Origin of the sequence: Nonomuraea sp. NPDC003804 (genome assembly GCF_040610675.1) — a bacterium.
Classification (GTDB): domain Bacteria; phylum Actinomycetota; class Actinomycetes; order Streptosporangiales; family Streptosporangiaceae; genus Nonomuraea.
Genome location: NZ_JBEXMT010000015.1, coordinates 70,548 through 91,401, shown reverse-complemented (window position 1 = coordinate 91,401; position 20,854 = coordinate 70,548). Strand labels below are relative to the sequence as shown.

The following is a 20,854-nucleotide window of genomic DNA, read 5'->3' as shown; positions in this document are numbered from 1 at the left end:
GGGCGCCCGCCGCCCGCCGGCCCGGCCACGACGCCGGCCCGCCACCCGACCGGCAGGGGACCTCCTGGCGCGATCATCGCGAGGTCATCAACGGGATCTTGTGGGAGGCTGCGGACCGGCGCGTCCTGGCGAGAGGTTCCTGAACGCTACGGGCCTTGGCGCAACGTCCTGTCACTCTGACGAGAGCACATCAAGAAGCGCCCGTGGCAAGATCGGGATAACGTGGCGCCCTCCAGAGGCGATCGACATGCCGATGGTCCCGGGCACCACCGTCAACCATCGCGCCGGCGGAGAGATGTTCTGCGAGGAGGACCCGTGACAGCGGCACGAGTACTGGTGGTCGGTCTCGACCCGGCCAAGATCCAGGGCTGGGACCCGGAGCCGGTCCAGGCGGCGATAGCACGCGGTCAGGCCCGTTTCGACGATCATGGTATCGAGGCCGACTGGTGCCTGGTGGCACTCGACGAGAACCCCGAAGAAGCGATCGTGGAGGCGCTGACCCGCGAAGACTACGTCTGCGCGGTGATCGGGGGCGGCATCCGCAAGCACGAGCCGTTGCTCGAATTCTTCGAGAAGGTGGTCAACCTGGTCCGGCAGCACGCGCCCGACGCGGCCATCGCCTTCAACAGCAGCCCCGAGGACTGCGCCGACGCAGCTCTGCGGTGGCTGCGCTAAGACCTGTCTGCTGATTCGGTGTGGCCAAGCCAGAGCATGATCGACGCGATGGCGACGCCTGCGAGGTAGCGGCCGGCGAGCTTGTCGAAGCGGCTGGCGACGGCTCGCCACTGCTTAGCTTGGCGAAGCACCATTCGACCAGATTGCGCGACCGCGTCCAAGGTGGGTGGGCGGCTCCCATGCGGCGGCGACGGTGGCCCGGTCGCGTTCACCGGGCCACCGTCGATCAGCTCATCGGATGGTGAGGAGGCCGCGCTGGTAGGCCCGGACGAGCCGGCGGGGGACCAGCACCTGCCTGCCGTTCACGACGATCGGCACCAGGTCGGGCGCGCTCACCTTCCACTGCGACCGCCGGTGCCGGGTGTTGGCGCGCGAGGTCTTCCGCTTGGGAACGGCCATGCCTACCAGCTCGCCTTCGTGACGCCGGGCAGTTCGCCCCGGTGCGCCATCTCGCGGAAGCGCACCCGGGACAGCCCGAACCTGGTCAGATGTCCCCGCGGCCGGCCGTCGACGGCGTCGCGGTTGCGGACGCGGGTACGGCTGGCGTCGCGGGGCTGCCGGTTCAGCTCTCGCACGGCCGCGGCCCGCTCCTGCGGCGTGCCGGTGCGGATCACCTCCTTCAGCTCGGCCCGCCGCATGGCGAAGCGGGCGACGATCTCCTTCCTGCGCTCGTTGGCGGCGATCTTGCTCTTCTTGGCCATCAGACCTTCTCTCCCCGGGCCCTGATGCGGGCCACGGCGCGTTCGATGCCGATCTTGTCCACCGTCTTGATGGCGCGGGCGCTGAGCGCGAGCCGGACATGGCGGTTCTCGCTCGGCAGCCAGTAGCGCCGCCGCTGGACGTTGGGGTTCCAGCGGCGCCGGGTGCGCCGATGGGAGTGGGAGACGTTGTTGCCGAAGGCCGGCCTGACTCCGGTGAGCTGGCAGATCACGAGGTCCTCCCGTAGCGCTGCCGGAAGCGCTCGACCTGGCCGGTCGTGTCGAGAACCCGGTTGCGGCCGGTGTGGACGGGGTGGATGCCCTTCCTCATCGCTCCTCCCGGAACTCGACGTGCCGACGGACGGTCGGGTCGTACTTGCGCAACGTCAGCCGGTCGGGGTCGTTACGCCGGTTCTTGGTGGTCACGTACGTGTAGCCGGTGCCCGCGATGGAGCGCAGTTTGATCACCGGGCGTAGCTCGTTTCTGGCCATCCTCAGTCCTTTCGGGGTTGACGGCGTGTGCCATGATAACGACAACCATTTTCATTCTGCATTCAGGAGGTCCTGTGCACACCCCCGTCGTCCTCGTCGCGGGCCTGTACGGCGGCGCCCGGGCCGCCGCGGTCGAGCGGCTGCTCCACCGGCATCCCGGAGCCATCGCGATCCATCACGACCTGCGCGACGTCGCCGCCGGCCGGGTCGAGCGCGTGGTCCGCGACAGCTCCGGCGTCCTGGACCGGACGGAGGTGCGCCTGGCTCACGGCTGCGTCACCTGCGCCGTCCGCGAGGACCTGCTCCCCGAGCTCGTACGGCACGCCGCGACCGCACCCCTGCTGGTGGTCGACCTGTGGGACTCGGTGGAGCCGCGCTCGGTGGCCGAGGCGCTGGCCGGCGGGGAGGCGGCCGACCTGCTCCGCCTGACCTGTGTCCTGACGGCGCTGGACGCGGAGTGCATGCCCGTGGACATCTGCCGAGGCGACCGTCTGACCGCCTCCGGCCACCAGGCCGCCGCCGCCGGCGACCAGCGCTATCTCGCGGAGGTGCTGGCCCGGCAGATCGAATACGCCACCGCCCTGTCCCTGCACGGCGGTGACGACGAGGACGTCGAGCTCTCGACCGCCGTCCTGGCCCATCTGGCACCGCACACCCCGATCGCCGTCGATCCCGACGCCACCGGTTCCCCCCTGTGCGTGCACGAGCTGGCCGAACGTGTCGATCCGGCCACCGCCCAGCTGCCCGGCGACGCGTGGACCGGCGAGATCACCACGGTCGTCTGGCGCCGCCTGCGCCCGCTGCATCCGGGCCGCCTGTTCGAGGCCATGGACGAGCTGGTCACCACCTCGGTCCGCTCCCGCGGGCGGTTCTGGCTGGCCAACCGGCACGAACGGATGCTGGCCTGGGACGCCGTGGCCGGAGTGGTCTCCGTGGAGGACGCCGGGCCCTGGCTGGCCGCGCTGCCCGAGGCCGCCTGGGAACTGGTCGCGCCGGCCCGCCGTACGGCCGCCGCCCTGGACTGGAACCCCATCATCGGCGACCGGGTCCAGCACCTGGTGTTCACCGGCCCCGATCTCGACCGGCACCGCCTGCACGCCCTGCTCGACTCCTGCCTGATCGACCAGGGCGACGCCCTGCCGGGAGCCGGGCAGTGGGACCGCTTCGACGACCCGTTCGCTCCCGTCCTGGACCTGAAGGGGAGCGCGTGAAGCTCCGCGAGCCTGTGGCCGCAGGTCAGCTGATCGACGTCAGGTGGCCGAAGGTGATGGGTAGTGACGGGACGCGCGGTCGAAGCCGCCGCCGCAGGTGACCGGGCGGATGGCGCGCCCCTTTACCCGCGCAGGGGTGGGGAAGGCGTCCAGCGTGCCGTCGGGGTTGAGCCCCACCGCGATCAGCTCTGGCGGGTTCGGTAGGCGCGCTGCCGGCAGGCCGGCGAGCAGTATGCCCGCGGCCGGCCCCTGGTGGCGCCCTCCACGGCCCGGCCGCACACCAAGCACCGATTTTCATCACGAATTTCGTAACGGACCAAAGTCTCGATGCCGTCGAGCACCCGCTCCAGACCGAACTCGAACAGGTCCAGCGGCTCGTTGTACCCGCCCGCCAGATAGATCCGGCTCAGCGTCGGATACCGGTCCAGGTGCTGGAAGAGGCTGTCGCGCTGCCCCCACCAGTCCTCCTCGCTGACCCCGGTGCGCCGCTCGGCCTGCTCGGCCGCCGCCACCTGCCGGGCGGCGCTCTCGACGAACCCGCCGACGAGGGTCACCGCCGCCACCACCTGCGCGGGCGCCAGGCCGGTGCGCACCACCGTGGCCAGTGCCCGCTCGAAGCCGGCCAGCGCGTTCGGCCCCGGCACGTGGCGCGCTCCGGTCGACTCCAGCAGCCAGGGGTGCCGCCGGTAGAGCGCCAGCATGCCGCGCGCCCAGGACTCCAGTTCCGCACGCCAGCCCTGGTCGGGATCGGGGTCGGCGGCGTCCTGCTCGCCTATCACCTCGTCGCGCATGAGGTCGACCAGCTCGCCCTTGCCGGGCACGTGACGATAGAGCGACATGGTCGTGAAGCCGAGGCTTTCGGCGACCCTGCGCATGGACACCGCTGCCAGCCCCTCGGCGTCGGCCAGTTCGACCGCGGCGCGCACGATCCGCTCCAGGCTGAGCCGGCTCCTGGCGCCCCACAGCAGTTCGGTGCTGCGTTCCGGATCTGTCATGATCTCTCCCGTGTATATGCTGTACACATTACCGGAGAGGAGCACTGTCATGTTCTTCGTCGATCCGTCGGGCGACGACTCAGGCCCCGGCACGCTCGAGCACCCGTTCGCCACGCTCGAGCGAGCCCGCGCGGCGGCCTCCCCAGGCACTGCGATCACTCTCAGAGCCGGAACCTACCGCCTCGCCGAACCGTTGCGGCTGTCGGCCGCCGACTCTGGCGTGGTCTACCAGGCCTACGGCTACGGCACCGCGGCCCAGGAGACGGTGGTGATCAGCGGCGGCCGGCGGATCACCGGCTGGCGCGAGGACGCGAACGGAGCCGTCACGGCCGACGTCCCCGGCCTGGCCACCCGCCAGCTCTACGTCTCGGGGCGCCGCGCCGCGCGGGCGGCCATCGCCCTCGACCACGGCCTGACCAGGACCGAGACCGGCTACGTCACCGGCGACCTGCGGCCGCAGTCGTGGCCGGGCCAGGTGGAGTTCGTCTACCGGGGCGTCTACCCCTGGTCCGAGGCCCGCTGCCAGGTGGCCGGGATCACCGGGGACGAGCGGTCGAGCGCCGTCACCATGGCGCAACCGGCCTTCGGCTGGGCCGTACGGCTCTACCACTCGGTCATCTCCTGGGACGGCCCCGGCGCAGGGGAGTCCAACGGCGCCGACAATCCCACCTCGGCCGAGAACAGCCCCGCCTTCCTGACCGAGGGCGCCTTCGCGCTGGCCGACGGCGTCCTGCACTACCTGCCGCGGCCCGGCGAGCGGCTTGACGAGGTGGTCGCGCCGGTGCTGGAAACCCTGGTGCACGCCCGCGACGTACGCGACGTCGCCTTCCGCGGCATCACCTTCGCGGAGGCGACCTGGCTGCGCCCGAGCGCCCCCGAAGGGTTCCTGCACTACCACGGCAACGGCTACCACGACGGCGGCCCGCTCCAGACGGTCACCTTCGCCGACGGCCAGGCACAGGTGACCATCCCCGGCGAGAGCGCCGTCATGTCCGGCAACGTGATCTTCGAGAGCTGCTCGCGGGTCACGCTCGAAGGCTGCCGGTTCACCCGGCTGGGCGGGGTCGCGCTGGAGTTCCGCGGCGACGGCGAGGACAACGTGCTGCGCGACAGCGTGGTCGACGACGTGTCGGGCGGCGGCGTGGTGATCGGCGCGGGGGCGCGTCGCCACCGGGTGGAGAACACCCACATCCACCACATCGGCCGCGACTACAGCGGCTCGCCGGCCATGCTGGTGTCCGGCACCACCGACACCGTCGTGGCGCACAACCAGATCAACGACGTGCCGCACAACGGCATCGTCGTCTACGAGGGCAGCGGCGCCCAGCTGGTGCACAACCTGGTGCACGACACCATGCAGGTGCTGGCCGACGGCGGCGGCATCTACATCTCGGGCAGGCAGGGCGGCTCGTACGCCACCGGCGCGCTGGTCCGCGGCAACGTCGTCCGCGACACGATCACGCCCTACAACTTCGGCCTCTACACCGACTACGGCGCCACCTGGGTCACCGTCCAGGGCAACGTCGTCCACAAGGCCGACAAGCCGGTGGTGCTGGAGGTGTCACCGCCGCTGGAGCACGTGGCCTTCATCGGCAATGTCTGGGACGCCGACCCCGGCCGGCCCCCGGAGGGTGTGATCCTCGCGGCCAACACCACCCTGGAGGGTGAGGCGTTCGGCGACGACCCGACCGTCGCCGACATCGTGGCCGGCGCCGGACTCCGGTAGATCGCCCCTGATCCGCCCGGCCGTCCGGAACCCCGGCGGCCGGGCGGGTCAGGGTGTGATCACCAGCTTGCCGCGGCCGTGGCCGCTGCGGCTGACGTCGAAGGCGGCGTCGGCCTGCTCCAGCGGGAAGGTCTGCGCCACCTTGACCGTCAGCGCGCCCCGGTCGGCCAGGGCGGCCAGCCCGGCCAGCTTGGCGCCGTCCGGCCGGACCCAGATCCAGTGGCCGCCGTGCCGCTCCACGGTGTTGTCGGCGATCGACGCGTGCCGGCCGCCCTCGGCCAGCACGGCGAGGGTCGCCGCGAGCTGGCCGCCGGCGAAGTCGGCCACCGCCGTCACACCGTCCGGGGCCAGCTCGTGTACCCGCCCGGCCAGGCCCTCCCCGTAGGTCACCGGTTCGGCGCCCAGCTCGCGCAGGTAGCCGTGGTTGGCCTCGGAGGCGGTGCCGATGACGCGGGCGCCCCGGTCGCGGGCGATCTGCACGCCGAGACCGCCGACGCCGCCCGCCGCCCCGTGCACCAGCAGGACGTCGCCGGGACCGACCTCCAGCCGGTCAAGGGTCCGCTGCGCGGTCATCCCCGCCAGCGGCAGCCCTCCGGCCTGGTTCCAGTCGAGCGCGGACGGCTTGCGCGCGACCCCGGGGGCTGGCATCGTGACCAGCTCGGCGAACGTCCCGGCCTGCACGACGCTCTTGCGGGCATAGGCCATGACCTGGTCGCCGGGCGCGAACTCCGGCGTGTCGGGGCCGACCGCGCGCACCACCCCGGCGACGTCCCAGCCCGGCACGACCGGGAAGATCGTCTGCATCATCCCGTCCAGCAGACCGGCCATGACCTTCCAGTCCACCGGGTTGACCCCGGCCGCGCGCACCTCGATGAGCACCTCGCCCGGCCCCAGCTTGGGGTCGGGGATCTCGCCGACCCTGAGCCGCGAGTTGTCGGCGGCGTAGGCGTCGTAGGTGACGGCGCGCATGAGTTCATCTCCTTCCGCGGGCGTGGCGGCCCCGGGCAGGGACGGCCGCCGCGGAGCTGTTCTCACCAGGGGCGCCTTTGCGCTAACCCTTCCTCCGGCCACGGTCCGCCCAGGGCGGCGATTCGGTGGCGATCGGTTGGCGCCCGCCGTTCAGAGCCTGGCGTGGGTGGTGATGTCGGCGCCGAACTCCTCGATCATCTCGGCGGTGACGGTGGGCCTGCACTGGCCGATCGCCACCAGGTAGTCGGCCGTACCCGCGCCCGCGGGCAGGTCCGCCGACTGCGCGGCGCCGGCGAGGTCCCGCTCGAAGGCGGCCTGTGCCGCGGTCCTGGCGGCGTGCTCGATGTCGGCCGGGGTGAACAGCTCGCTCGCCGCGACCAGCCTGTCCAGATCCACGTTGGGCCGCCCGTCGGAGTACCGCGTCCAGATGGCCGAGCGGGCGGCCGCGTCGGGCGTGCCGATCGGCACCACGTAGTCGAAACGGCCCGGCCGCAGGAACGCCGGGTCCAGCGACCGGATGGAGTTGGTGGCGCAGACCAGCAGCCGCTCGTCACGCTCCCTGAAGCCGGGAATCAGCTTGAGCAGCTCGTTGGTGATGCCGTGGCTGCCGGCCTCCGGGCGCTCGGCGCGCACCGCGGCGATCTCCTCGACCTCGTCGATGAAGACCAGCACCCGCTCCAGCTCGGCGATCCGCGCGAAGGCGGTGCGCAGCGCCTCGGCCAGGTTGCCGTCACCGGCCAGCCGGGACGGCAGCAGCTCCACGAACGGCCAGCCGAGCCGGGAGGCGATCGCGCGGGCGAAGGTCGTCTTGCCGGTCCCGGGCGGGCCGAACAGGGCGATCGCCCTGGGCGGGCGCACGCCATGCCTGGCGGCCCGCTCGGGTTCGGCCAGCGGCAGCACGACGCGCCGCTCGATCAGGTCCTTCTCCACCTCCATGCCGGCCACCTTGTCCCACAGGTCCCTCGGCAGGAAGCGGCCGCCGAGCTCGGCCAGCCAGTGGGCGCCGAGGCCGCCGGCCGGCTCGGCCTTCTCGAAGTAGGCCACCGCGGGGCGCCGGGTGTAGCCGGCGTTGACCAGCCCCTCGCCGATCAGCTCCTCCTCCGGCAGGACGTAGGCGATGCGCCGGACCCGCGCGTCGACCAGCCGCCGCTCCAGCTCCCGCAGCAACGCGCTGGCCAGCCCGCGCCCGCGCCAGGCGGAGGCGATCGCGATCCGCATCACCCAGGCCCGCTCGCCCGCCACGTGGGAGAGCGCCGCGCCGATGGGCACGCCGCGGTGGACGGCCACGACGGCGGGCTGCCGCGACGTCAGCGCCCCGATGCACTCGGCGAGGGAGAACACCGACTCCTGGCCGAGCCCGGCCGTGGTGTCGATCAGGTGGACCACGGCCGCGAGATCGTCCTCGCGGTAGTCATGGATGTGCCAGTTCACCGGTGCCGCCTCCTCGTCTCGGGGCTACGACGGTAGGGCAGCTCCGGGGGCCGGTCCCGGGCCGGGCCGGACAACAGGAGCGCGAAAAATGTACTGAGTGGAAGATTGGCCGAAATTACCCGACAAAGTATGCGATACAGGTCACACAGTGAAGAATCGGCGGTTCACCAGCCCCACATCCCCACCCGCACCGGCACCCCTGGCGAGGCGTGCACGAGGGGCGAGTGGTCCGGCGCGGGCAGCCCCGCCGCCTCGACGAGATCCTGCTCCAGGCGCACCAGGTGGGCGCTGCGCAGCGGCCACGGCGGATGCTCGACCTCGGCCGCGGCCACCCGGTTCGCGATCAGGGTGAACAGCCGGAACCGGGCGGTCAGGAAGTGGGCGAGCGCGTCGCGCTCGTGCTCGGCCAGCTCCGTGCCCGGCGCCACGTCCACGTCGCAGCGCGCCCCGCTCGGCTCGGGCCACTGGCGGCGACACCGGTACCGCACGCGCGCCTCGTCGGCGCGGACGGACATGTCCGACCAGAAGTACGGCAGGCCGTAGCCTGCCCGGCCGCCGAGGACGGCGGGAAGCCGTCCCGCATCCAGCGACAGGAACCAGATCCCGCCGCGGCCCCGCTCGTCACGGACGTAGGTGCGCAGGTTCGTCTCGGGAAAGCGCGACAGCCACGGCAGCGCGGGCAGTCCCGGCGTCCGCACCCCCTCCATGAGGAACGGGGTCAGCCCGACCCACGCCGTGCCGTCGAAGGTCTCGACCGTCAGCCCGTCGGGCACCAGGGGCCGGACGACGGCGGGCGGGTACCGCCAGTGCAGGAAGGTCATCGTCGACCAGTGGTGGTACATCACCGGGTAGGCGACGCGAGGAGACGCCGGCGCTCTCATCATCGTCTGCTACCCGCCGACGTGCCGCCGGTCACCTCGCCGCGGCGATCGGGTGGACCGGTGGCGGTCTGGTCGCGGGCCAAGGGAGGACGGGCAGTCCCAGACCGATCCGTCCGGCTCAATGAAGAACTGGGTGTGCCCGCTGAAGCATCCGCGCACCAAAGCGGTGGGGCGCTCGCTGGCGGCGGCGACCCGCCCGGGATAGTCAGCGGCAGGAAGCCGCACGCCGGCAAGGTCGGCCGCATAGAGCCGCTCGAACTGCGAGCGCAGCTCCGGCAGCTCCTGTCGGGTCAGGGCCAGGGTGGGAGACAGGGCGTGGTCGTCGTCGAGGGAGACGGGCTGCGGCACGGCGTAGTCGCAGCCGAGCTCAGCCGCAAGGCGAGGGATGGCGACGATGTCCGGCAGGTTCAGACGGGTGACCACGGTGTACAGGCCCACCCGCGGCCCTATGGAGGGATCGCGCGCGGTCGGCAGTGTGCGCACGCCGTCGACGACGCGCTGCCAGCCGTCGCGCTTGTTCAGCGGGGGAGGCCAGGTGTCGTCGTAAACGGCGTCGGCCGAATCCAGCGACACCGACACCGCGTCGATCCCCAGCTCCACGATGCGTTGCGTGATGCGCTGCTTGCTCAGGAACGCGCCGTCAGTAGTGGCTTGTACCCTGATCAACTGTTCGTGCCAGGCGCGATGGCGGGAGACGGGGCATGACTTCGAGGCTGGCCGGTGACGTGGTCGGCGGGCGCTACCGGCTGGCCGCCGAGCTGGGGTCCGGTAGCTTCGGGCGGGTCTGGCGGGCCCGCGACCAGCCCGAGCAGTCGGTGATCTGCTCGGGGTCCTGCCCCGGCCGGTCAGGCGACCTTAGCTGACGCGCGGCCGCGCCGGAAGATCACTCGCCGGTGCGAGCAGCGAGCCGGAGTTCCTTCTGGGCGGCGAGCTTGTTGTCGACGCTCTGCCACTCAGGGTGATCGATCAAAGCCTCCAGGCAGGCCAGTCGTGCCGCTCGGGCCTCGGCCAGTTCAGCCCGTTGCTCATCGGTGAATTCTGCCTTGCCGTCGAGCACCGCCACCGACGAGGGGAGCGCCGCGGTGACCTCCTGCACGCGGGCGTCGGCCTCGTTGTAGGCCCGCCATGCGGCGATCAGGTCTTCGTGATTTTGTTCGTGGGAACTGACCGCCGTGAGCGCCGTCGTGAACACCATCACCGGGCGTGGTCCTGCCGTGACGGGCGCGCTGGCGCGGCTCGCGGCCCGCTGGGCCGGCCGGGTCGCAGCCCCGGCAAGCGGCCAGGCACATCAATCGTGGATGCTGCCGGGGTCTATCGGCCGGATCATCCCGGCATCCGACGCTGATGGGATCGGGCGGGCGGTCATGATCATGTTCGACCTCTGATCGTTTCGCGTCGGTCTGCGTGCTGTGAGCGCCAGGCCGACCCGACAGCGACGAGGACGACGATGCTGATCAAGGCCAGCGGCGCTTCCGCGGACTCCCGCCCGGAGAGCTCCATCGCGTTCCCCAAGATCTCACCGGCGCCATGGAAGGCGAAAGCGGTCGCGCCACAGCCGAAGACGAGCCCGGCGACACCGACGACAGCGGTGACGATCTTGCCGACGTTCGCCGGCAGGAACCGCGCGAAACTGGCGCAAAGCAAGCCGACGAGAACGACATCGGCAACGGCGGCGATCATTATGGCGACGCCGAGCACGTCATTGTCCCCGTATTTCTCGAACTGCTCCCACGTTCCGCCGGCATCAGGGAGTCCGGCGACGCCGAGCGCCGTCAGGACCGCCATCGCCAACATGAACACCACCGGCGCGGCAACACCAACGGGCGGCCGCTTCTTCGACCAAGCCGGCAGGATCTTGGTGTCGCGCCGCACGTGGACTGTGGTTGCGGGCTGCTCACCGGCGATATCGCCTGCCATGGCCAGCGCTTCGTCGACCGTCGGCCTGCGGTCCGGGTCCTTGTCCAGTAGCCGGGTGATGAGCTGCGTGAGCGGCCCGGTTCGTCGCGGCGCCGGGGCCTTCTCCAGTAGCACTGCGGCCAACGTCGCTTCCTGGGTATCGCGGCGGAACGGTGAGACGCCCTCGACGGCCTGGTAAAGGGTCACGCCGAGGGAGAACAGATCCCCGGCGGGAAGGCCGTCGGTGCCGCGCAGCCGCTCGGGCGCCGTGTACTCCGCCGAGCCGATGAGCATTCCGGTGGCGGTCAGTGCGGTGTCGGTGGAATGGATCGCGGTCCCGAAGTCGGTGAGCAGGACCTTCCCGTTCTCGGCGAGCATGACGTTGGCCGGTTTGATGTCGCGGTGCACGACACCTTCCCGGTGTGCTGCGCCGATCGCCGTCAGCAGTGCCACGGCGACTGCGATGGCCCTGCCCACCGGAAGAGGTCCGTGCTCCTGCATGTGCTCGTCCAGCGAGCAGCCGTCGACCAGTTCCATGACGATCCAGGGAAGGCCGTCGTCGATGACGACGTCGTGGATCGCGACGATGCCGTCGTGCTTGCGTAACCGGGCGGCATTGCGGGCCTCGCGCGTGGCCCGCGCCAGCCGCTCAGCTCGTTCGGTTTCCGGCAGTCCTGTCGGCAGCTGCAGTTCCTTGATCGCAACGTCCACGTCGAGGGTCTGGTCGCGGGCCCGCCAGACCCGCCCGAAACCACCGGACCCCAGCTCGGCGGCCAGCCGGTAGCGCCCGCCGACCACGTCACCGGCCAGCCTCGAAGTCATGCCCCGTCTCCCGCCATCGCGCTTGGCACGAACAGTTGATCAGGGTACAAGCCGCCATCATCGTGCACGCCCTTTCGCCTCATCTGGTGCGCAATGCGAAGGCGGCGGTCATCGCGCGCTATCTACAGGTGGTGCCCCTTGTTGATCCGCTTCACCCGACCGAGCACGCCCGGCGACACGGCGCACGTCACGACCTTGTCACCTCTTGAACGTGCCTGACGTCCCAGACAAGATCGTCGAACGTTGGCCTGCGGAAAGAGGACAACAGCCCAAGATAACGACGGCGGCCCGAGCCGGGTTCCGGGTGTTCATGGCCTGCGCCCGTCAGGCAGGCACCGGCTGGTGTTCTCGCGGCGGACTGGCGTGGTGGTGAACCGGCCCTTGGCATGGTCTGACCGATGATTTTTCCGCGCCGTGCTGGTCTGTACGCCGAGTATCGACTCACAGGAGGCATGACGCCATGCGGAAACTTACCTTCGTCATGAACCTGAGCCTGGACGGCTACGTCGCCGCGCCCGGCGACGACCTCGGCTGGAGCGTACCGAACGACGAGCTGTTCCAGTGGTGGTCCGACCGGGTGGGGTGACCGGCCTGGCGCTGTACGGGCGCAATTGGGGGAGACGATGAGCTCCTACTGGCCGACCGCCGACCAGCAGCCTGGCGCCACACCGGCGGAGATCGAGTTCGCCCGCCGCTGGCGACCAGCAGGCCAGGCAGGATCCGGACCCTGTAGGCCAGGAGGTCGGACAGCACGAAGACGTCTCCGTTCGGTGGAAGGGGAGGCGGGTGGGGAAGGGCGGGGGCGATCGGCCCGCCCTTCGATGCGAGCCTGGGGGAACGACAGTGGTGGGCGGCCACGGCCCCGGTGGGGTGGTGTGAGGTGGTCAGGGGCGTGCGGAACCGGCCGGGTCCCTGCCGGTGGCGGGCAGCGGGATGACGGCGCGTACCTTGCCGCCCGCGCTGTGCTGGATCGGTTCGCTGCCGCGTTCGAGGCGCACATGGCCGAGGCCGTGGCGGGACAGCAGGTCGCGCATCCGGGTCTCGACCCGATGCCAGAGGGTTGCGGGGTCGCTGCCGGGAGCGGGGTGCAGCCGGATGCGTAGCGTGGCCGGCGCGGTCTGGACGATCTGGAACAGCTCCAGGCCGGGCACCGCTTCCAGCAGGGTGGCCAGCGGCAACGGGGCGAGGGTGACGGGCGCCTGTTCCCCCTCCGGTCCGGGGCCGGGAAAGGTGAGCAGGTCGGCGGCGCGGCCCTGGACGCGGACGGCCGGGCCCGGGCTGCCGCACGGGCACGGATCGGGCCGCAGCAGGACGCTGTCGCCGAGGTCGTAGCGCAGGATCGGTTGCACGCGGTTGGCCAGGTTGGTCAGCAACACGGTGTGCGAGGGCTCGCCCGGCGCCACCGGCCGGTACTGCTCGTCGACGGGTTCGAGGACGGCCCAGTCGGCGTTGAGGTGCATCCAGCTCTCCGAACAGCCGTAGGACAGGAACGGGCACTCGTTGCAGGCGTAGCTGGTGCGCACCTTCGCCCCCAGCGCGGCCGCGATGCGCGCGTACTCGCCGACGGGCAGGCCTTCGGCGGTGAGCATCACCAGGGCGGGGTTGATGTGCAGCCGTCCGGCTTCGGCCTCGCCGGCCAGCAGCGCGCCGACGCTGGCGTAGGGGGCCAGCACCGCCGGGCGGAAGGCGTTGAGCTCGGCCACCAGGTCCTGCAGCGGCTGGTGCACGCTGAAGGCGGCCACGCGGGATCGGCCGCGCAGCCGTGCGGCGGCCACGGTGGAGGCGAAATGCCCGCCCTCGGGTATCACCATCGCGATCCGGGCGCCGCCGCGCGCGATGCGGGCCACGTCCCGCACGCTCAGCCAGCCGGCCAGCATCCGCGCCATCATCGCGGAGGTCACCGCCGTCGCGCGGGCGTCTTGTAGGAAGATGCCGTGCGTGCCGGTGGTGCCGGAGGTGGTGGACAGCGTGTAGCGGCCGGCGAACGGCTGCCCGATGCGCGCCGGGTCGTCGGCGAACGCCCTGGCCTCGGCGATGGTGACGGCGGGATCAGTGACCCAGTCGTCGAAGGCGGCCATCAGCTCGCGCTTGCTGGTGGGCGGCAGCAGGGCCAGGTCGGCAACTCCGGCCGGCAGGTCCCGGTACAGGTGCTGGTAGTAGGGGGAGCGGGTGCGCGCCCAGGCCGCGAGCTCGGTCAGGCGGGCCCGCTGCCGGGCGGCCATCGCCTGCTCGCCGCCCGCCTTGGCGGAACGGGCGTCGGCCAGCAGCCGCAACGTCGAGGTGTTCATGGTGCTGTGGTGTCCCTTCATGGTCGGCGGCGCCGCGGCGCCGCTGGGCGGTGGTGATCATGGGGCAGGCGTGGCGCGACAGACAGGCCCAGCAGGCGTGGCCTGGCGCAGGCAAGGCCCGGCAGGAGTCACGGTGTCGGTGCCCCGGGCGTCTACCGGGCGCGGGTTGAGCCGGCGCTGCGCTCAGTGGCCGGGCGGAACGGCGCGGCGAGGGCAGGCACCTGGGACCGGCGGCGGCAGATGGACGCCCGCCATGCGGGCGCTGAGCGCGGGCAGGGTGAGCAGCGCGCAGGTCAGCAGCGGGCGTAGCAGCTTGGTGGCAACCACGTGGAGAAGTCCTTCCCGGGCGGTGGACAACCCGGCCGGGCACCCACGGGGAGGACTCGGCCAGGCATGACTGCGTGGCCGAAGGTCTCGTCCACCGGCCGGTGACCGGTCCCCGCTGCCGGAGAACGCGAGGTTCTCAGCGTGTCGACGTGCGGGCGTTGCGGACTACTCCCCTTCGGAGTGCCCTCCATCTTCCACATGTTTCGGAAATCGCGCAAGTGTCGAAACATAGGGTGAGCGGCAGGCCCTCGGCGCGAGACAATGGACAGACGATGTCGACCTCCCCAGCTCCGGGTTCACCCGGCGCCGAGCACCCACCGCCGACCCCTGCGCAACTGAGGGCGGCGGCCGAGACCTTCGCCCTGCTGGCCAGCCCGGTACGGCTGCACCTGATGTGGCTGATCACCCACGCCTCCTACGACGTCAGCACGCTGGCCACACACGCGGGCAGCAGCATCGCCACGGTCTCCCAGCACCTGGCCAAGCTCCGCCTGGCCGGCCTGATCAGCGCACGCCGGGACGGCCGCCGGACCCTGTACGCGGTGGAGGACCCGCATGTGATCACGCTGATTCGGCAGATCTTCGATCACATCGCCCCCGACGGGAGCCTGGCACCCGATCCTCCCCAGTAGCCTGCACCGGCCGCGGTTGGCTCGCCCCAGGGCGTGGTCCGCTGGGAATCAACGCCGGGTCACCAGGTCCTCGATGTAGCCGGCCGCGATGTCGTCGGGCGGGTTGGCGTACAGGCGCAGGTAGCGGTCGTTGGCGTGGCCCAGGCGGCGTTCGAGCTCGGCCCGCCGGAGCTCCGTCAGCGCCTCAGCGTCGTCGTGCGGGTCAAGCTGGCCGGCGTCCACCACCAGCAGCATGCGCACGTTGCCCGGATCCCCGATGCTGTCGGTGACCGCCTGCACCGCCGCTTGCGCGCTGCAGGCCTCGGCCGGTGCGAGCAGCCGATACGACTAGTAGCCCGTGATGACGGCATCGCGCCTCAGGCTCGAGTCACAGGGCGGGTTCTGCCTCGCGGGCCTTTCTGGGCAGCAGGAAGCTGGCCAGGAGGGTCAGCGCGATCATCGCGGCGACGATCCACAACGTGTCGGCTCCTGCGGCGGGCCCGGCGCTGAGCCCGCTGAAGAACACCGTCCCGAGCACGGCTGTCCCCAGAGCGCCGCCGACCTGCTGCAGCGTGGTGAGCGTGCCGGAAGCCGAGCCGGTCTCGTGCGGCTCGACACCGGCCAGTACGATGTCGAAGTAGGGCCCCATGATCAGCCCGGATCCCATCCCGGTGATGAGCAGAGCAGGAGCGAGCCGCCAGAATCCGGCCTCCGAGCCGAGCATCGGCACCAGGGCCAGGACACCGGCCGTCATCGTCACGGCCCCGGCGTACAGGACCTTGCGGCCATGACGCATGACCACCTGGACCACGCCCATGCCGACCACCATGCCGATGGACAAGGGAATGCCCGCCACCGCGGCCCGTAGCGGGCTGTAGCCGAGGCCCAGCTGAAGGTGCAGGTTGAAGATCAGGCCGAACCCCGAGAAGGCGGCGAAGTAGATCGTCCCGGTGGCCATACCGCCGAGGAACGCCCGCTTGCGGAACAAACTGGGCAGGATCAGCGGATCGCCGCCGCTACGACTCTTGCGGACCTCGTGCCATCCGAAGGCGGCGAACACCGCGACGGAGGCCGCCACCATCGCGAAGGTCCAGGCCGGCCAGCCATGCTCGCGGCCTTGCACCAGCGGGAAGAGCAACAGCAGTGCTCCGCACGAGGCGAGGACCGCGCCGGGCAGGTCGAGCCGAACTTCTGAAACCGGCTGGCCCGCGTGCAGGAACATGATCGCGGCGACCAGGACAGCCAGCCCAATGGGCAGATTGATCAAGAAGATCATGCGCCAGCCGATGCCGAGGAAGTCGGTGTCGACCAGCCACCCCGCCAGGGTGGGGCCGCCCACCGCCGACAATCCCATGACCGGGCCCATCGCGCCGAAGGCCGCCTGCAGTTCCCGGGGCGGGAACATTTCCTTCAGCATGCCGAGCCCCTGGGGGATCATGCAGGCGCCGAACAGGCCCTGTATCGCACGAGCGGTGATCATCATCTCCGGCCCGGTCGCGATCGCGCACAGCAGGGAGCCTGCCACGAAACCGCCGACGCCGATGAGGAACATGCGCTTGCGGCCGGCGATGTCGCCGAGCCTGCCGCCGACCAGCAGGCCGGCGCTCATGGCCAGGGTGTAGGCCACCCCGAGCCATTGAATCAGGGAGGTGCCGCCGCCGAGGTCGGCGCGGATGGCCGGGCCTGCGATGCTGGTGACGGTGGAGTCCAGCATCTCCATCACCGAGCCGGTGAGGATCACCGCCAGGGCCGGCCACCGCCACCGGTAGGACGTAGATGCGGCCGGGGGCGGTGGCGCTGATGGTGTCGCCGCGGATGTTGTCGGCGGTATCAGGGCGTCGGCCATTTGATGGGTTTCCTCATTCTGCGCGGAGGTGGGGCGTCCCGTTCGAGGTGGGAGAGGACGCCCAGGCAGGCCGGTGCCGGTCAGCGGAAGTCCGCGACATGGTCGCGTGCCCATTCGGCATAGCCGCGCGGGGGGCGTCCGGTGACCTGTTCCACGTCCGGCCAGACCCGCATCAGCGCCGACCAGTCCTGGTCGGCGTAGCCGCCGCCGTCGGGGTCGTCGCCGCCGTACTCGACGAAGCCCAGCATGAGGTCGGCCGACGCGGCGGCGAACCCGCCTTGTGCCTTCATCAGCTCGCGGGCGCGCTCGCGGGTGACCTCCTCGTAGCGGACGGGTTCGCCGAGCGCGTCGCCGATCGCCGCGACCTGCTCGCGCACGGTGACCAAGCCGGGCCCGGTCAAGGTGTACGCCTTACCGTGATGGCCGTCCCGCAGCAGCGCGGCGACGGCGACCGTGGCGATGTCGGCCTCGTGGATCAGGTTCATCGGCTCGTCCGCGAAGGGATAGCGCACCACCCGCTCGGCCCTGATGGACGGCGCCCACAGTTGCAGCATGTTCGTCATAAACCCGCACGGCCGCACATGCGTCCATTCCAGCCCGGACTCCTCCACCGCCTGCTCCACCGGGTTGACGTGCAGGCCGGCGGTCACCGATGCCGCCGACAACACCACGACGCGCCGTACACCGGCCTGACGGGCCAGCGCGACGACCTCGCGGGCGCGCTCCTCCACGGGAAACAGGTACATGCGCTCCACGCCGTCAAGTGCGGCGGCCACGCTCGCGGGCTCGGTGAGGTCGCCCTGGACGACCTCCACCTGCGGCGGCAGCTTGGCCGCAGCGGGGTTGCGGGTCAGCGCCCGCACCTCCGCGCCCGCCCGCACGAGCTGGTCCACCACGTGGCGGCCGACGATCCCCGTCGCCCCGGTCACCAGGATCTTCATCTGCGTTCCTTCCGCTGTGTCGTTCACGAAGGCAACGCTAGAGCGGCTTCCGGTCACTTCCTGACCGGAAGGTGAGAGAACCTGGAAACATGGCGAACACGAGCGCGCGCATGCTGCGACTGCTGTCCCTGCTGCAAACCCACCGCCACTGGCCCGGCCTGGAACTGGCCGACCGGCTCGCCGTCAGCGAGCGCACCTTGCGCCGCGACATCGACCGGCTGCGCGAGCTCGGCTACCCGGTCCACTCCGGCCGCGGCTCCGCCGGCGGCTACCAGCTCAGGTCCGGCGCCGCGATGCCGCCCCTGCTGCTCGACGACGAGGAGGCCGTCGCCATCGCCGTCGGCCTGCGCACGGCCGCCGGCGGCACCGTCGAAGGCGTCGAGGAGTCCTCGCTGCGCGCGCTGACCAAGGTCGTCCAGGTCATGCCTCCCCGATTGCGCCGCCGCGTGGACGCGCTGCGCACCTATACGGTCACCGCCCCGGCGGGCGGTCCTCACATCGACGCCACCACGCTCACCGCGATCGCCCAGGCGTGCCGGGATGACGAACGGCTCACCTTCACCTACGCCGCCCCATCCGGCGAGCCGGCCACCCGGCTGGTCGAGCCACACCGGCTCGTCTCGCTCAAGCGCCGCTGGTACCTGGTCGCCTGGGACCTCGACCGCGCCGACTGGCGCATCTTCCGCCTCGACCGCCTCACCGGCCCGGCCGCCACCGGAGCCCGCTTCCGCCCGCGCGACCTGCCCGCCGAGGACGCCGCCGCGTTCGTCGCCGAACGGCTCGGCTCCCGTCCCACCCGGTACGAGGTCACCGTCCTCCTCCACACGCCGGCCAGCACGGTGGAGCCGGTCGTCGCCGTCACCGGTGGGTGGGTCGAGGCCGTTGACGACGACTCCTGCCGCCTGCGCCTGCAGGTGGACGCCTTCGACTGGCCGGTGCTCGTTCTGGCCGCCGTAGGCGCGGAATTCGACGTCATCGATCCGCCCGAATTCCGCCACTACCTGCGCGACGTCGGCCGGCTCTTCCTGCGCGGCGGCACCGCCTAGTGTCATGCGCCAAGGCCGCCCTGGCCAACTTCGGCAAGGCCCTGTCCAAGGAGGTCGCCGACCGGGGCGTACGGGTCAACACGATCAGCCCAGGCCCGGTCGCGACGGACCTGTGGATGGGAGCGGGCGGGGTCGCGGAAACCGTGGCGGGCGCCACCGGCGGCACCCCCGGTGATGTCGCCGAGCACGTCGCCGCGACCTCCGCCGTGGGTCGCTTCATCAGCCCGGTAGAGGTCGCCGACCTGGTCCTTTACCTGGCCGGGGACGTGGCGGCGAACATCACCGGCAGCGACTTCCACATCGATGGCGGCCTGGTCACGACTCTCTGAGACCACTCCGGCAAGGGCGATGATCTCCACACCAGCGCGGTGAGCACGTGTGGGTGCTGAGAGCTGTGTCACCTGCCTCGATCTGGGAAGCATCCCGTGCTCAGGACGGGCGAGGGGCGCGGCGGTCCTGGCGTTGGGCGAGTTCTTCGTCGTCGACCAAGGTGAGCATCGGCTTGCCGGGTTCGCACAGCATGGTGACGGTGAAGCGAACCGGGATGTCGTCGCGGTTGTTGCCGTCCTGGTAGTGGATGACATCGCCACCCTGCGCCCAGAACGCCTCACCGGCGCGCACGACGCGCTCCGGCTCGCCTTCCAGCTCCAGCAGCATCTCGCCTTCCACCACATAGCCGAACGCCGGCCCCGAGTGCCGGTGCGGCGGCGTCCCGGGGTCGCCCGGCGGGAACTCGACGACGACGGTCATCGCGTGCGCGCCCGGCGGGATGAAGGGCGGTTCTGCTTCCTGCAGCATGGTGATCGCCGTCTGCCATGCGGTCGATCTCGGTTTGGGCTGAGCGGTTGCCGACTCGTGATCGGGCATGGGAACTACCTCCGTGACCTATGGGAATGGAGCCTGGGCGGGGCGCGCTACTTGTCTGCGGCGTTCCGGCTGAGCCAGTCGCTGTAGCGGATCTGGCCGAGGGTGGCGCCGTCACCCGGCACCAGCGACCGCTCGAGCAGCTCCGCGCCGAAGTAGTGCGCGTGCGGGTCGGTGACCACCTCGCGCGGATCACCCCAGGAGGCCAGCGCGTCGCGGAAGAACTCGTCCATCCTGAGCTGCTCGGGCCCGGCCACCTCGACTCTGCCGTTCAACGGCGTCCCCACCGCGACCCTGCCGATCGCCTGCGCGACGTCATCTCCCGCGATGGGCTGGAAGAGCACGGGCGCCATCCGCACGGTGTCGCCGTCCGTGGCCGCGTCGGCGATTCTCCAGACGAACTCGAAGAACTGGGTGGCGTGCACGAGCGAGAACGGGATCGACGACTTCTCGATCAGCTGCTCCTGGGCGATCTTCGCCCGGAAGTAGGCGTTCCCGGGCGGCCGCTCCGTTCCCACGACCGACAGCGCGACGTGGTGGCCGACGCCGGCCGCCGCCTCCGCGGCGATCAGGTTGCGGGTGGAGGTCTCGAAGAACTCCAGCACGGCCGTCTCCTCAAAGGAGGGAGCGTTCGACACATCGATCACCACCGACGCGCCCGCCAGCGCCTCGGCCAGCCCTTCGCCGGTGAGGGTGTTCACGCCGGTGCTCGGTGCCGCCGCCACCGCCTCGTGACCGTGCTCACCGAGCTTGGTCACGAGCTTCGACCCGATCAGGCCAGTCCCGCCGATGACCACGATCTTCATGACAAACCTTCCTGTTCCCGAAGCACCTCTTGCCAACTGGTCGCACGCCAGGACAGGGCAGTCTGCCGACCTGTGACAGTCCCCAGCAGAATCTCTTCGGCCGCCTCCAGCGGCCCTCGTCCTGTCTCTGCTTCCACAAACCGGGCGGCAAACTTTCAGCAACCGTCGCCGACGTCCCTGCCTGCGGAGACGTACAGCTGCGCGGCCCTCGGCGAGCCAATGGGCGAACGGTGAGTCGGAAGGCTCCACCACCACGGGGCTGAACGCGACGTGGCGTCTCGTCGGGGTTGACCAGGCGCAGCGTCACGGAAATGACGCTGCGCCACTGG

28 protein-coding genes and 1 pseudogene are annotated in these 20,854 nt (G+C 71.1%); 9 read left to right on the top strand and 20 right to left on the bottom strand.

The genetic code is table 11. The features are described from left to right. Window positions 1–315 precede the first annotated feature (315 nt). On the top strand, window positions 316–675 hold the full coding sequence (locus ABZX22_RS21545) for a hypothetical protein (protein WP_354911709.1): 360 nt from the start codon (window positions 316–318) through the stop codon (window positions 673–675). Here the strand turns inward: ABZX22_RS21545 and ABZX22_RS21540 are convergent. The 6 genes and pseudogenes from ABZX22_RS21540 to rpmG all read right to left on the bottom strand — a co-directional run. After that, a pseudogene (locus ABZX22_RS21540) lies at window positions 672–823 on the bottom strand (IS5/IS1182 family transposase); the annotation flags it as partial. The gene ABZX22_RS21545 and the pseudogene ABZX22_RS21540 overlap by 4 nt on opposite strands. Before the next feature lie 83 nt (window positions 824–906). Then, complete coding sequence (rpmF, locus tag ABZX22_RS21535; RefSeq protein ID WP_354911706.1) at window positions 907–1,074, bottom strand: 50S ribosomal protein L32; 168 nt, start codon at window positions 1,072–1,074, stop codon at window positions 907–909. A 2-nt stretch (window positions 1,075–1,076) separates the two neighbouring features. Beyond that, the gene (gene rpsN, locus ABZX22_RS21530) at window positions 1,077–1,376 is read right to left on the bottom strand and encodes a 30S ribosomal protein S14 (protein ID WP_354911704.1); all 300 of its coding nucleotides are present in this window, start codon (window positions 1,374–1,376) and stop codon (window positions 1,077–1,079) included. Further along, window positions 1,376–1,606, bottom strand: a complete 231-nt coding sequence (gene rpmB, locus ABZX22_RS21525; protein WP_354911701.1) for a 50S ribosomal protein L28 — start codon at window positions 1,604–1,606, stop codon at window positions 1,376–1,378. The genes rpsN and rpmB overlap by 1 nt, the downstream gene beginning before the upstream one ends. After that, window positions 1,603–1,704 carry a 50S ribosomal protein L31 gene (locus ABZX22_RS21520; RefSeq protein WP_354911699.1) on the bottom strand — a complete coding sequence of 34 codons (102 nt, stop codon included), beginning with the start codon at window positions 1,702–1,704 and terminating at the stop codon, window positions 1,603–1,605. Before ABZX22_RS21520 ends, rpmB begins: the two co-directional genes overlap by 4 nt. Next, window positions 1,701–1,865, bottom strand: a complete 165-nt coding sequence (rpmG, locus tag ABZX22_RS21515) for a 50S ribosomal protein L33 (protein WP_354911696.1) — start codon at window positions 1,863–1,865, stop codon at window positions 1,701–1,703. The genes ABZX22_RS21520 and rpmG overlap by 4 nt, the downstream gene beginning before the upstream one ends. Window positions 1,866–1,939: 74 nt before the next feature. Between rpmG and ABZX22_RS21510 the strand changes: the two genes are divergently transcribed. Further along, on the top strand, window positions 1,940–3,076 hold the full coding sequence (locus tag ABZX22_RS21510; RefSeq protein ID WP_354911693.1) for a GTP-binding protein: 1,137 nt from the start codon (window positions 1,940–1,942) through the stop codon (window positions 3,074–3,076). A gap of 182 nt (window positions 3,077–3,258) precedes the next feature. Here the strand turns inward: ABZX22_RS21510 and ABZX22_RS21505 are convergent, their stop codons facing one another. After that, on the bottom strand, window positions 3,259–4,071 hold the full coding sequence (locus ABZX22_RS21505; protein WP_354911690.1) for a TetR/AcrR family transcriptional regulator: 813 nt from the start codon (window positions 4,069–4,071) through the stop codon (window positions 3,259–3,261). Window positions 4,072–4,120: 49 nt separating this feature from the next. Between ABZX22_RS21505 and ABZX22_RS21500 the strand changes: the two genes are divergently transcribed. Beyond that, complete coding sequence (locus ABZX22_RS21500) at window positions 4,121–5,797, top strand: right-handed parallel beta-helix repeat-containing protein (RefSeq protein ID WP_354911687.1); 1,677 nt, start codon at window positions 4,121–4,123, stop codon at window positions 5,795–5,797. Between the two features lie 48 nt (window positions 5,798–5,845). On the opposite strand, the gene ABZX22_RS21495 is transcribed toward ABZX22_RS21500, so the two are convergent. The 4 genes from ABZX22_RS21495 to ABZX22_RS21480 form a co-directional block, all read right to left on the bottom strand. After that, window positions 5,846–6,766 carry an NADP-dependent oxidoreductase gene (locus tag ABZX22_RS21495; RefSeq protein ID WP_354911685.1) on the bottom strand — a complete coding sequence of 307 codons (921 nt, stop codon included), beginning with the start codon at window positions 6,764–6,766 and terminating at the stop codon, window positions 5,846–5,848. Between the two features lie 150 nt (window positions 6,767–6,916). Further along, on the bottom strand, window positions 6,917–8,197 hold the full coding sequence (locus ABZX22_RS21490) for a bifunctional GNAT family N-acetyltransferase/ATP-binding protein (RefSeq protein WP_354911682.1): 1,281 nt from the start codon (window positions 8,195–8,197) through the stop codon (window positions 6,917–6,919). 164 nt (window positions 8,198–8,361) lie between these two features. After that, complete coding sequence (locus ABZX22_RS21485; protein WP_354911678.1) at window positions 8,362–9,081, bottom strand: DUF2071 domain-containing protein; 720 nt, start codon at window positions 9,079–9,081, stop codon at window positions 8,362–8,364. Between the two features lie 6 nt (window positions 9,082–9,087). Then, on the bottom strand, window positions 9,088–9,744 hold the full coding sequence (locus tag ABZX22_RS21480) for a hypothetical protein (RefSeq protein WP_354911676.1): 657 nt from the start codon (window positions 9,742–9,744) through the stop codon (window positions 9,088–9,090). 35 nt (window positions 9,745–9,779) lie between these two features. On the opposite strand from ABZX22_RS21480, the gene ABZX22_RS21475 reads away from it, so the two are divergent. Then, entirely contained in the window at window positions 9,780–9,941 is a 162-nt protein-coding gene (locus tag ABZX22_RS21475) for a hypothetical protein (RefSeq protein ID WP_354911675.1), read from the top strand. A gap of 20 nt (window positions 9,942–9,961) precedes the next feature. On the opposite strand, the gene ABZX22_RS21470 is transcribed toward ABZX22_RS21475, so the two are convergent. After that, on the bottom strand, window positions 9,962–10,273 hold the full coding sequence (locus ABZX22_RS21470) for a hypothetical protein (protein WP_354911672.1): 312 nt from the start codon (window positions 10,271–10,273) through the stop codon (window positions 9,962–9,964). Here ABZX22_RS21470 and ABZX22_RS21465 point away from each other — a divergent pair. Further along, entirely contained in the window at window positions 10,263–10,463 is a 201-nt protein-coding gene (locus tag ABZX22_RS21465; RefSeq protein ID WP_354911669.1) for a hypothetical protein, read from the top strand. The two genes, ABZX22_RS21470 and ABZX22_RS21465, sit on opposite strands and share 11 nt — an antisense overlap. On the opposite strand, the gene ABZX22_RS21460 is transcribed toward ABZX22_RS21465, so the two are convergent. Further along, on the bottom strand, window positions 10,447–11,796 hold the full coding sequence (locus ABZX22_RS21460) for a serine/threonine-protein kinase (RefSeq protein ID WP_354911667.1): 1,350 nt from the start codon (window positions 11,794–11,796) through the stop codon (window positions 10,447–10,449). The two genes, ABZX22_RS21465 and ABZX22_RS21460, sit on opposite strands and share 17 nt — an antisense overlap. A gap of 460 nt (window positions 11,797–12,256) precedes the next feature. Between ABZX22_RS21460 and ABZX22_RS21455 the strand changes: the two genes are divergently transcribed. Further along, entirely contained in the window at window positions 12,257–12,382 is a 126-nt protein-coding gene (locus ABZX22_RS21455; RefSeq protein WP_354911664.1) for a hypothetical protein, read from the top strand. Between the two features lie 298 nt (window positions 12,383–12,680). On the opposite strand, the gene ABZX22_RS21450 is transcribed toward ABZX22_RS21455, so the two are convergent. Further along, window positions 12,681–14,084: a hypothetical protein gene (locus ABZX22_RS21450; RefSeq protein ID WP_354911662.1), complete on the bottom strand. Its 1,404-nt coding sequence runs from the start codon at window positions 14,082–14,084 to the stop codon at window positions 12,681–12,683. 183 nt (window positions 14,085–14,267) lie between these two features. Next, window positions 14,268–14,411: a hypothetical protein gene (locus ABZX22_RS21445; protein ID WP_354911661.1), complete on the bottom strand. Its 144-nt coding sequence runs from the start codon at window positions 14,409–14,411 to the stop codon at window positions 14,268–14,270. Between the two features lie 272 nt (window positions 14,412–14,683). On the opposite strand from ABZX22_RS21445, the gene ABZX22_RS21440 reads away from it, so the two are divergent. Further along, window positions 14,684–15,043 (top strand): metalloregulator ArsR/SmtB family transcription factor, encoded by a 360-nt coding sequence (locus tag ABZX22_RS21440; protein WP_354911658.1) that lies wholly within the window; start codon window positions 14,684–14,686, stop codon window positions 15,041–15,043. Between the two features lie 48 nt (window positions 15,044–15,091). On the opposite strand, the gene ABZX22_RS21435 is transcribed toward ABZX22_RS21440, so the two are convergent. The 3 genes from ABZX22_RS21435 to ABZX22_RS21425 form a co-directional block, all read right to left on the bottom strand. Next, window positions 15,092–15,322 (bottom strand): hypothetical protein, encoded by a 231-nt coding sequence (locus ABZX22_RS21435; RefSeq protein ID WP_354911657.1) that lies wholly within the window; start codon window positions 15,320–15,322, stop codon window positions 15,092–15,094. 88 nt (window positions 15,323–15,410) lie between these two features. Continuing rightward, on the bottom strand, window positions 15,411–16,868 hold the full coding sequence (locus ABZX22_RS21430) for an MFS transporter (RefSeq protein ID WP_354911655.1): 1,458 nt from the start codon (window positions 16,866–16,868) through the stop codon (window positions 15,411–15,413). A gap of 80 nt (window positions 16,869–16,948) precedes the next feature. Next, window positions 16,949–17,836: an NAD(P)H-binding protein gene (locus ABZX22_RS21425; protein ID WP_354911653.1), complete on the bottom strand. Its 888-nt coding sequence runs from the start codon at window positions 17,834–17,836 to the stop codon at window positions 16,949–16,951. A gap of 62 nt (window positions 17,837–17,898) precedes the next feature. Between ABZX22_RS21425 and ABZX22_RS21420 the strand changes: the two genes are divergently transcribed. Then, window positions 17,899–18,855: a YafY family protein gene (locus tag ABZX22_RS21420; RefSeq protein WP_354911651.1), complete on the top strand. Its 957-nt coding sequence runs from the start codon at window positions 17,899–17,901 to the stop codon at window positions 18,853–18,855. Continuing rightward, on the top strand, window positions 18,855–19,184 hold the full coding sequence (locus tag ABZX22_RS21415; RefSeq protein ID WP_354911650.1) for an SDR family oxidoreductase: 330 nt from the start codon (window positions 18,855–18,857) through the stop codon (window positions 19,182–19,184). Before ABZX22_RS21420 ends, ABZX22_RS21415 begins: the two co-directional genes overlap by 1 nt. A 100-nt stretch (window positions 19,185–19,284) precedes the next feature. On the opposite strand, the gene ABZX22_RS21410 is transcribed toward ABZX22_RS21415, so the two are convergent. Together ABZX22_RS21410 and ABZX22_RS21405 are read right to left on the bottom strand one after the other, a co-directional pair. Continuing rightward, window positions 19,285–19,722: a cupin domain-containing protein gene (locus ABZX22_RS21410; RefSeq protein ID WP_354911648.1), complete on the bottom strand. Its 438-nt coding sequence runs from the start codon at window positions 19,720–19,722 to the stop codon at window positions 19,285–19,287. 47 nt (window positions 19,723–19,769) lie between these two features. Then, on the bottom strand, window positions 19,770–20,525 hold the full coding sequence (locus ABZX22_RS21405; RefSeq protein WP_354911645.1) for an SDR family oxidoreductase: 756 nt from the start codon (window positions 20,523–20,525) through the stop codon (window positions 19,770–19,772). Between the last annotated feature and the right edge of the window lie 329 nt (window positions 20,526–20,854).

Excerpts from the sequence above, each read along its gene's own strand:
- rpmF (WP_354911706.1), bottom strand. The coding sequence starts at position 1,074 with ATGGCCGTTCCCAAGCGGAAGACCTCGCGCGCCAACACCCGGCACCGG.
- rpsN (WP_354911704.1), bottom strand. The coding sequence starts at position 1,376 with ATGGCCAAGAAGAGCAAGATCGCCGCCAACGAGCGCAGGAAGGAGATC.
- ABZX22_RS21520 (WP_354911699.1), bottom strand. The coding sequence starts at position 1,704 with ATGAGGAAGGGCATCCACCCCGTCCACACCGGCCGCAACCGGGTTCTC.
- rpmG (WP_354911696.1), bottom strand. The coding sequence starts at position 1,865 with ATGGCCAGAAACGAGCTACGCCCGGTGATCAAACTGCGCTCCATCGCG.
- ABZX22_RS21505 (WP_354911690.1), bottom strand. The coding sequence starts at position 4,071 with ATGACAGATCCGGAACGCAGCACCGAACTGCTGTGGGGCGCCAGGAGC.
- ABZX22_RS21500 (WP_354911687.1), top strand. The coding sequence starts at position 4,121 with ATGTTCTTCGTCGATCCGTCGGGCGACGACTCAGGCCCCGGCACGCTC.
- ABZX22_RS21495 (WP_354911685.1), bottom strand. The coding sequence starts at position 6,766 with ATGCGCGCCGTCACCTACGACGCCTACGCCGCCGACAACTCGCGGCTC.
- ABZX22_RS21485 (WP_354911678.1), bottom strand. The coding sequence starts at position 9,081 with ATGATGAGAGCGCCGGCGTCTCCTCGCGTCGCCTACCCGGTGATGTAC.
- ABZX22_RS21475 (WP_354911675.1), top strand. The coding sequence starts at position 9,780 with ATGACTTCGAGGCTGGCCGGTGACGTGGTCGGCGGGCGCTACCGGCTG.
- ABZX22_RS21470 (WP_354911672.1), bottom strand. The coding sequence starts at position 10,273 with ATGGTGTTCACGACGGCGCTCACGGCGGTCAGTTCCCACGAACAAAAT.
- ABZX22_RS21460 (WP_354911667.1), bottom strand. The coding sequence starts at position 11,796 with ATGACTTCGAGGCTGGCCGGTGACGTGGTCGGCGGGCGCTACCGGCTG.
- ABZX22_RS21455 (WP_354911664.1), top strand. The coding sequence starts at position 12,257 with ATGCGGAAACTTACCTTCGTCATGAACCTGAGCCTGGACGGCTACGTC.
- ABZX22_RS21450 (WP_354911662.1), bottom strand. The coding sequence starts at position 14,084 with ATGAACACCTCGACGTTGCGGCTGCTGGCCGACGCCCGTTCCGCCAAG.
- ABZX22_RS21440 (WP_354911658.1), top strand. The coding sequence starts at position 14,684 with ATGTCGACCTCCCCAGCTCCGGGTTCACCCGGCGCCGAGCACCCACCG.
- ABZX22_RS21430 (WP_354911655.1), bottom strand. The coding sequence starts at position 16,868 with ATGGCCGACGCCCTGATACCGCCGACAACATCCGCGGCGACACCATCA.
- ABZX22_RS21420 (WP_354911651.1), top strand. The coding sequence starts at position 17,899 with ATGGCGAACACGAGCGCGCGCATGCTGCGACTGCTGTCCCTGCTGCAA.
- ABZX22_RS21410 (WP_354911648.1), bottom strand. The coding sequence starts at position 19,722 with ATGCCCGATCACGAGTCGGCAACCGCTCAGCCCAAACCGAGATCGACC.
- ABZX22_RS21405 (WP_354911645.1), bottom strand. The coding sequence starts at position 20,525 with ATGAAGATCGTGGTCATCGGCGGGACTGGCCTGATCGGGTCGAAGCTC.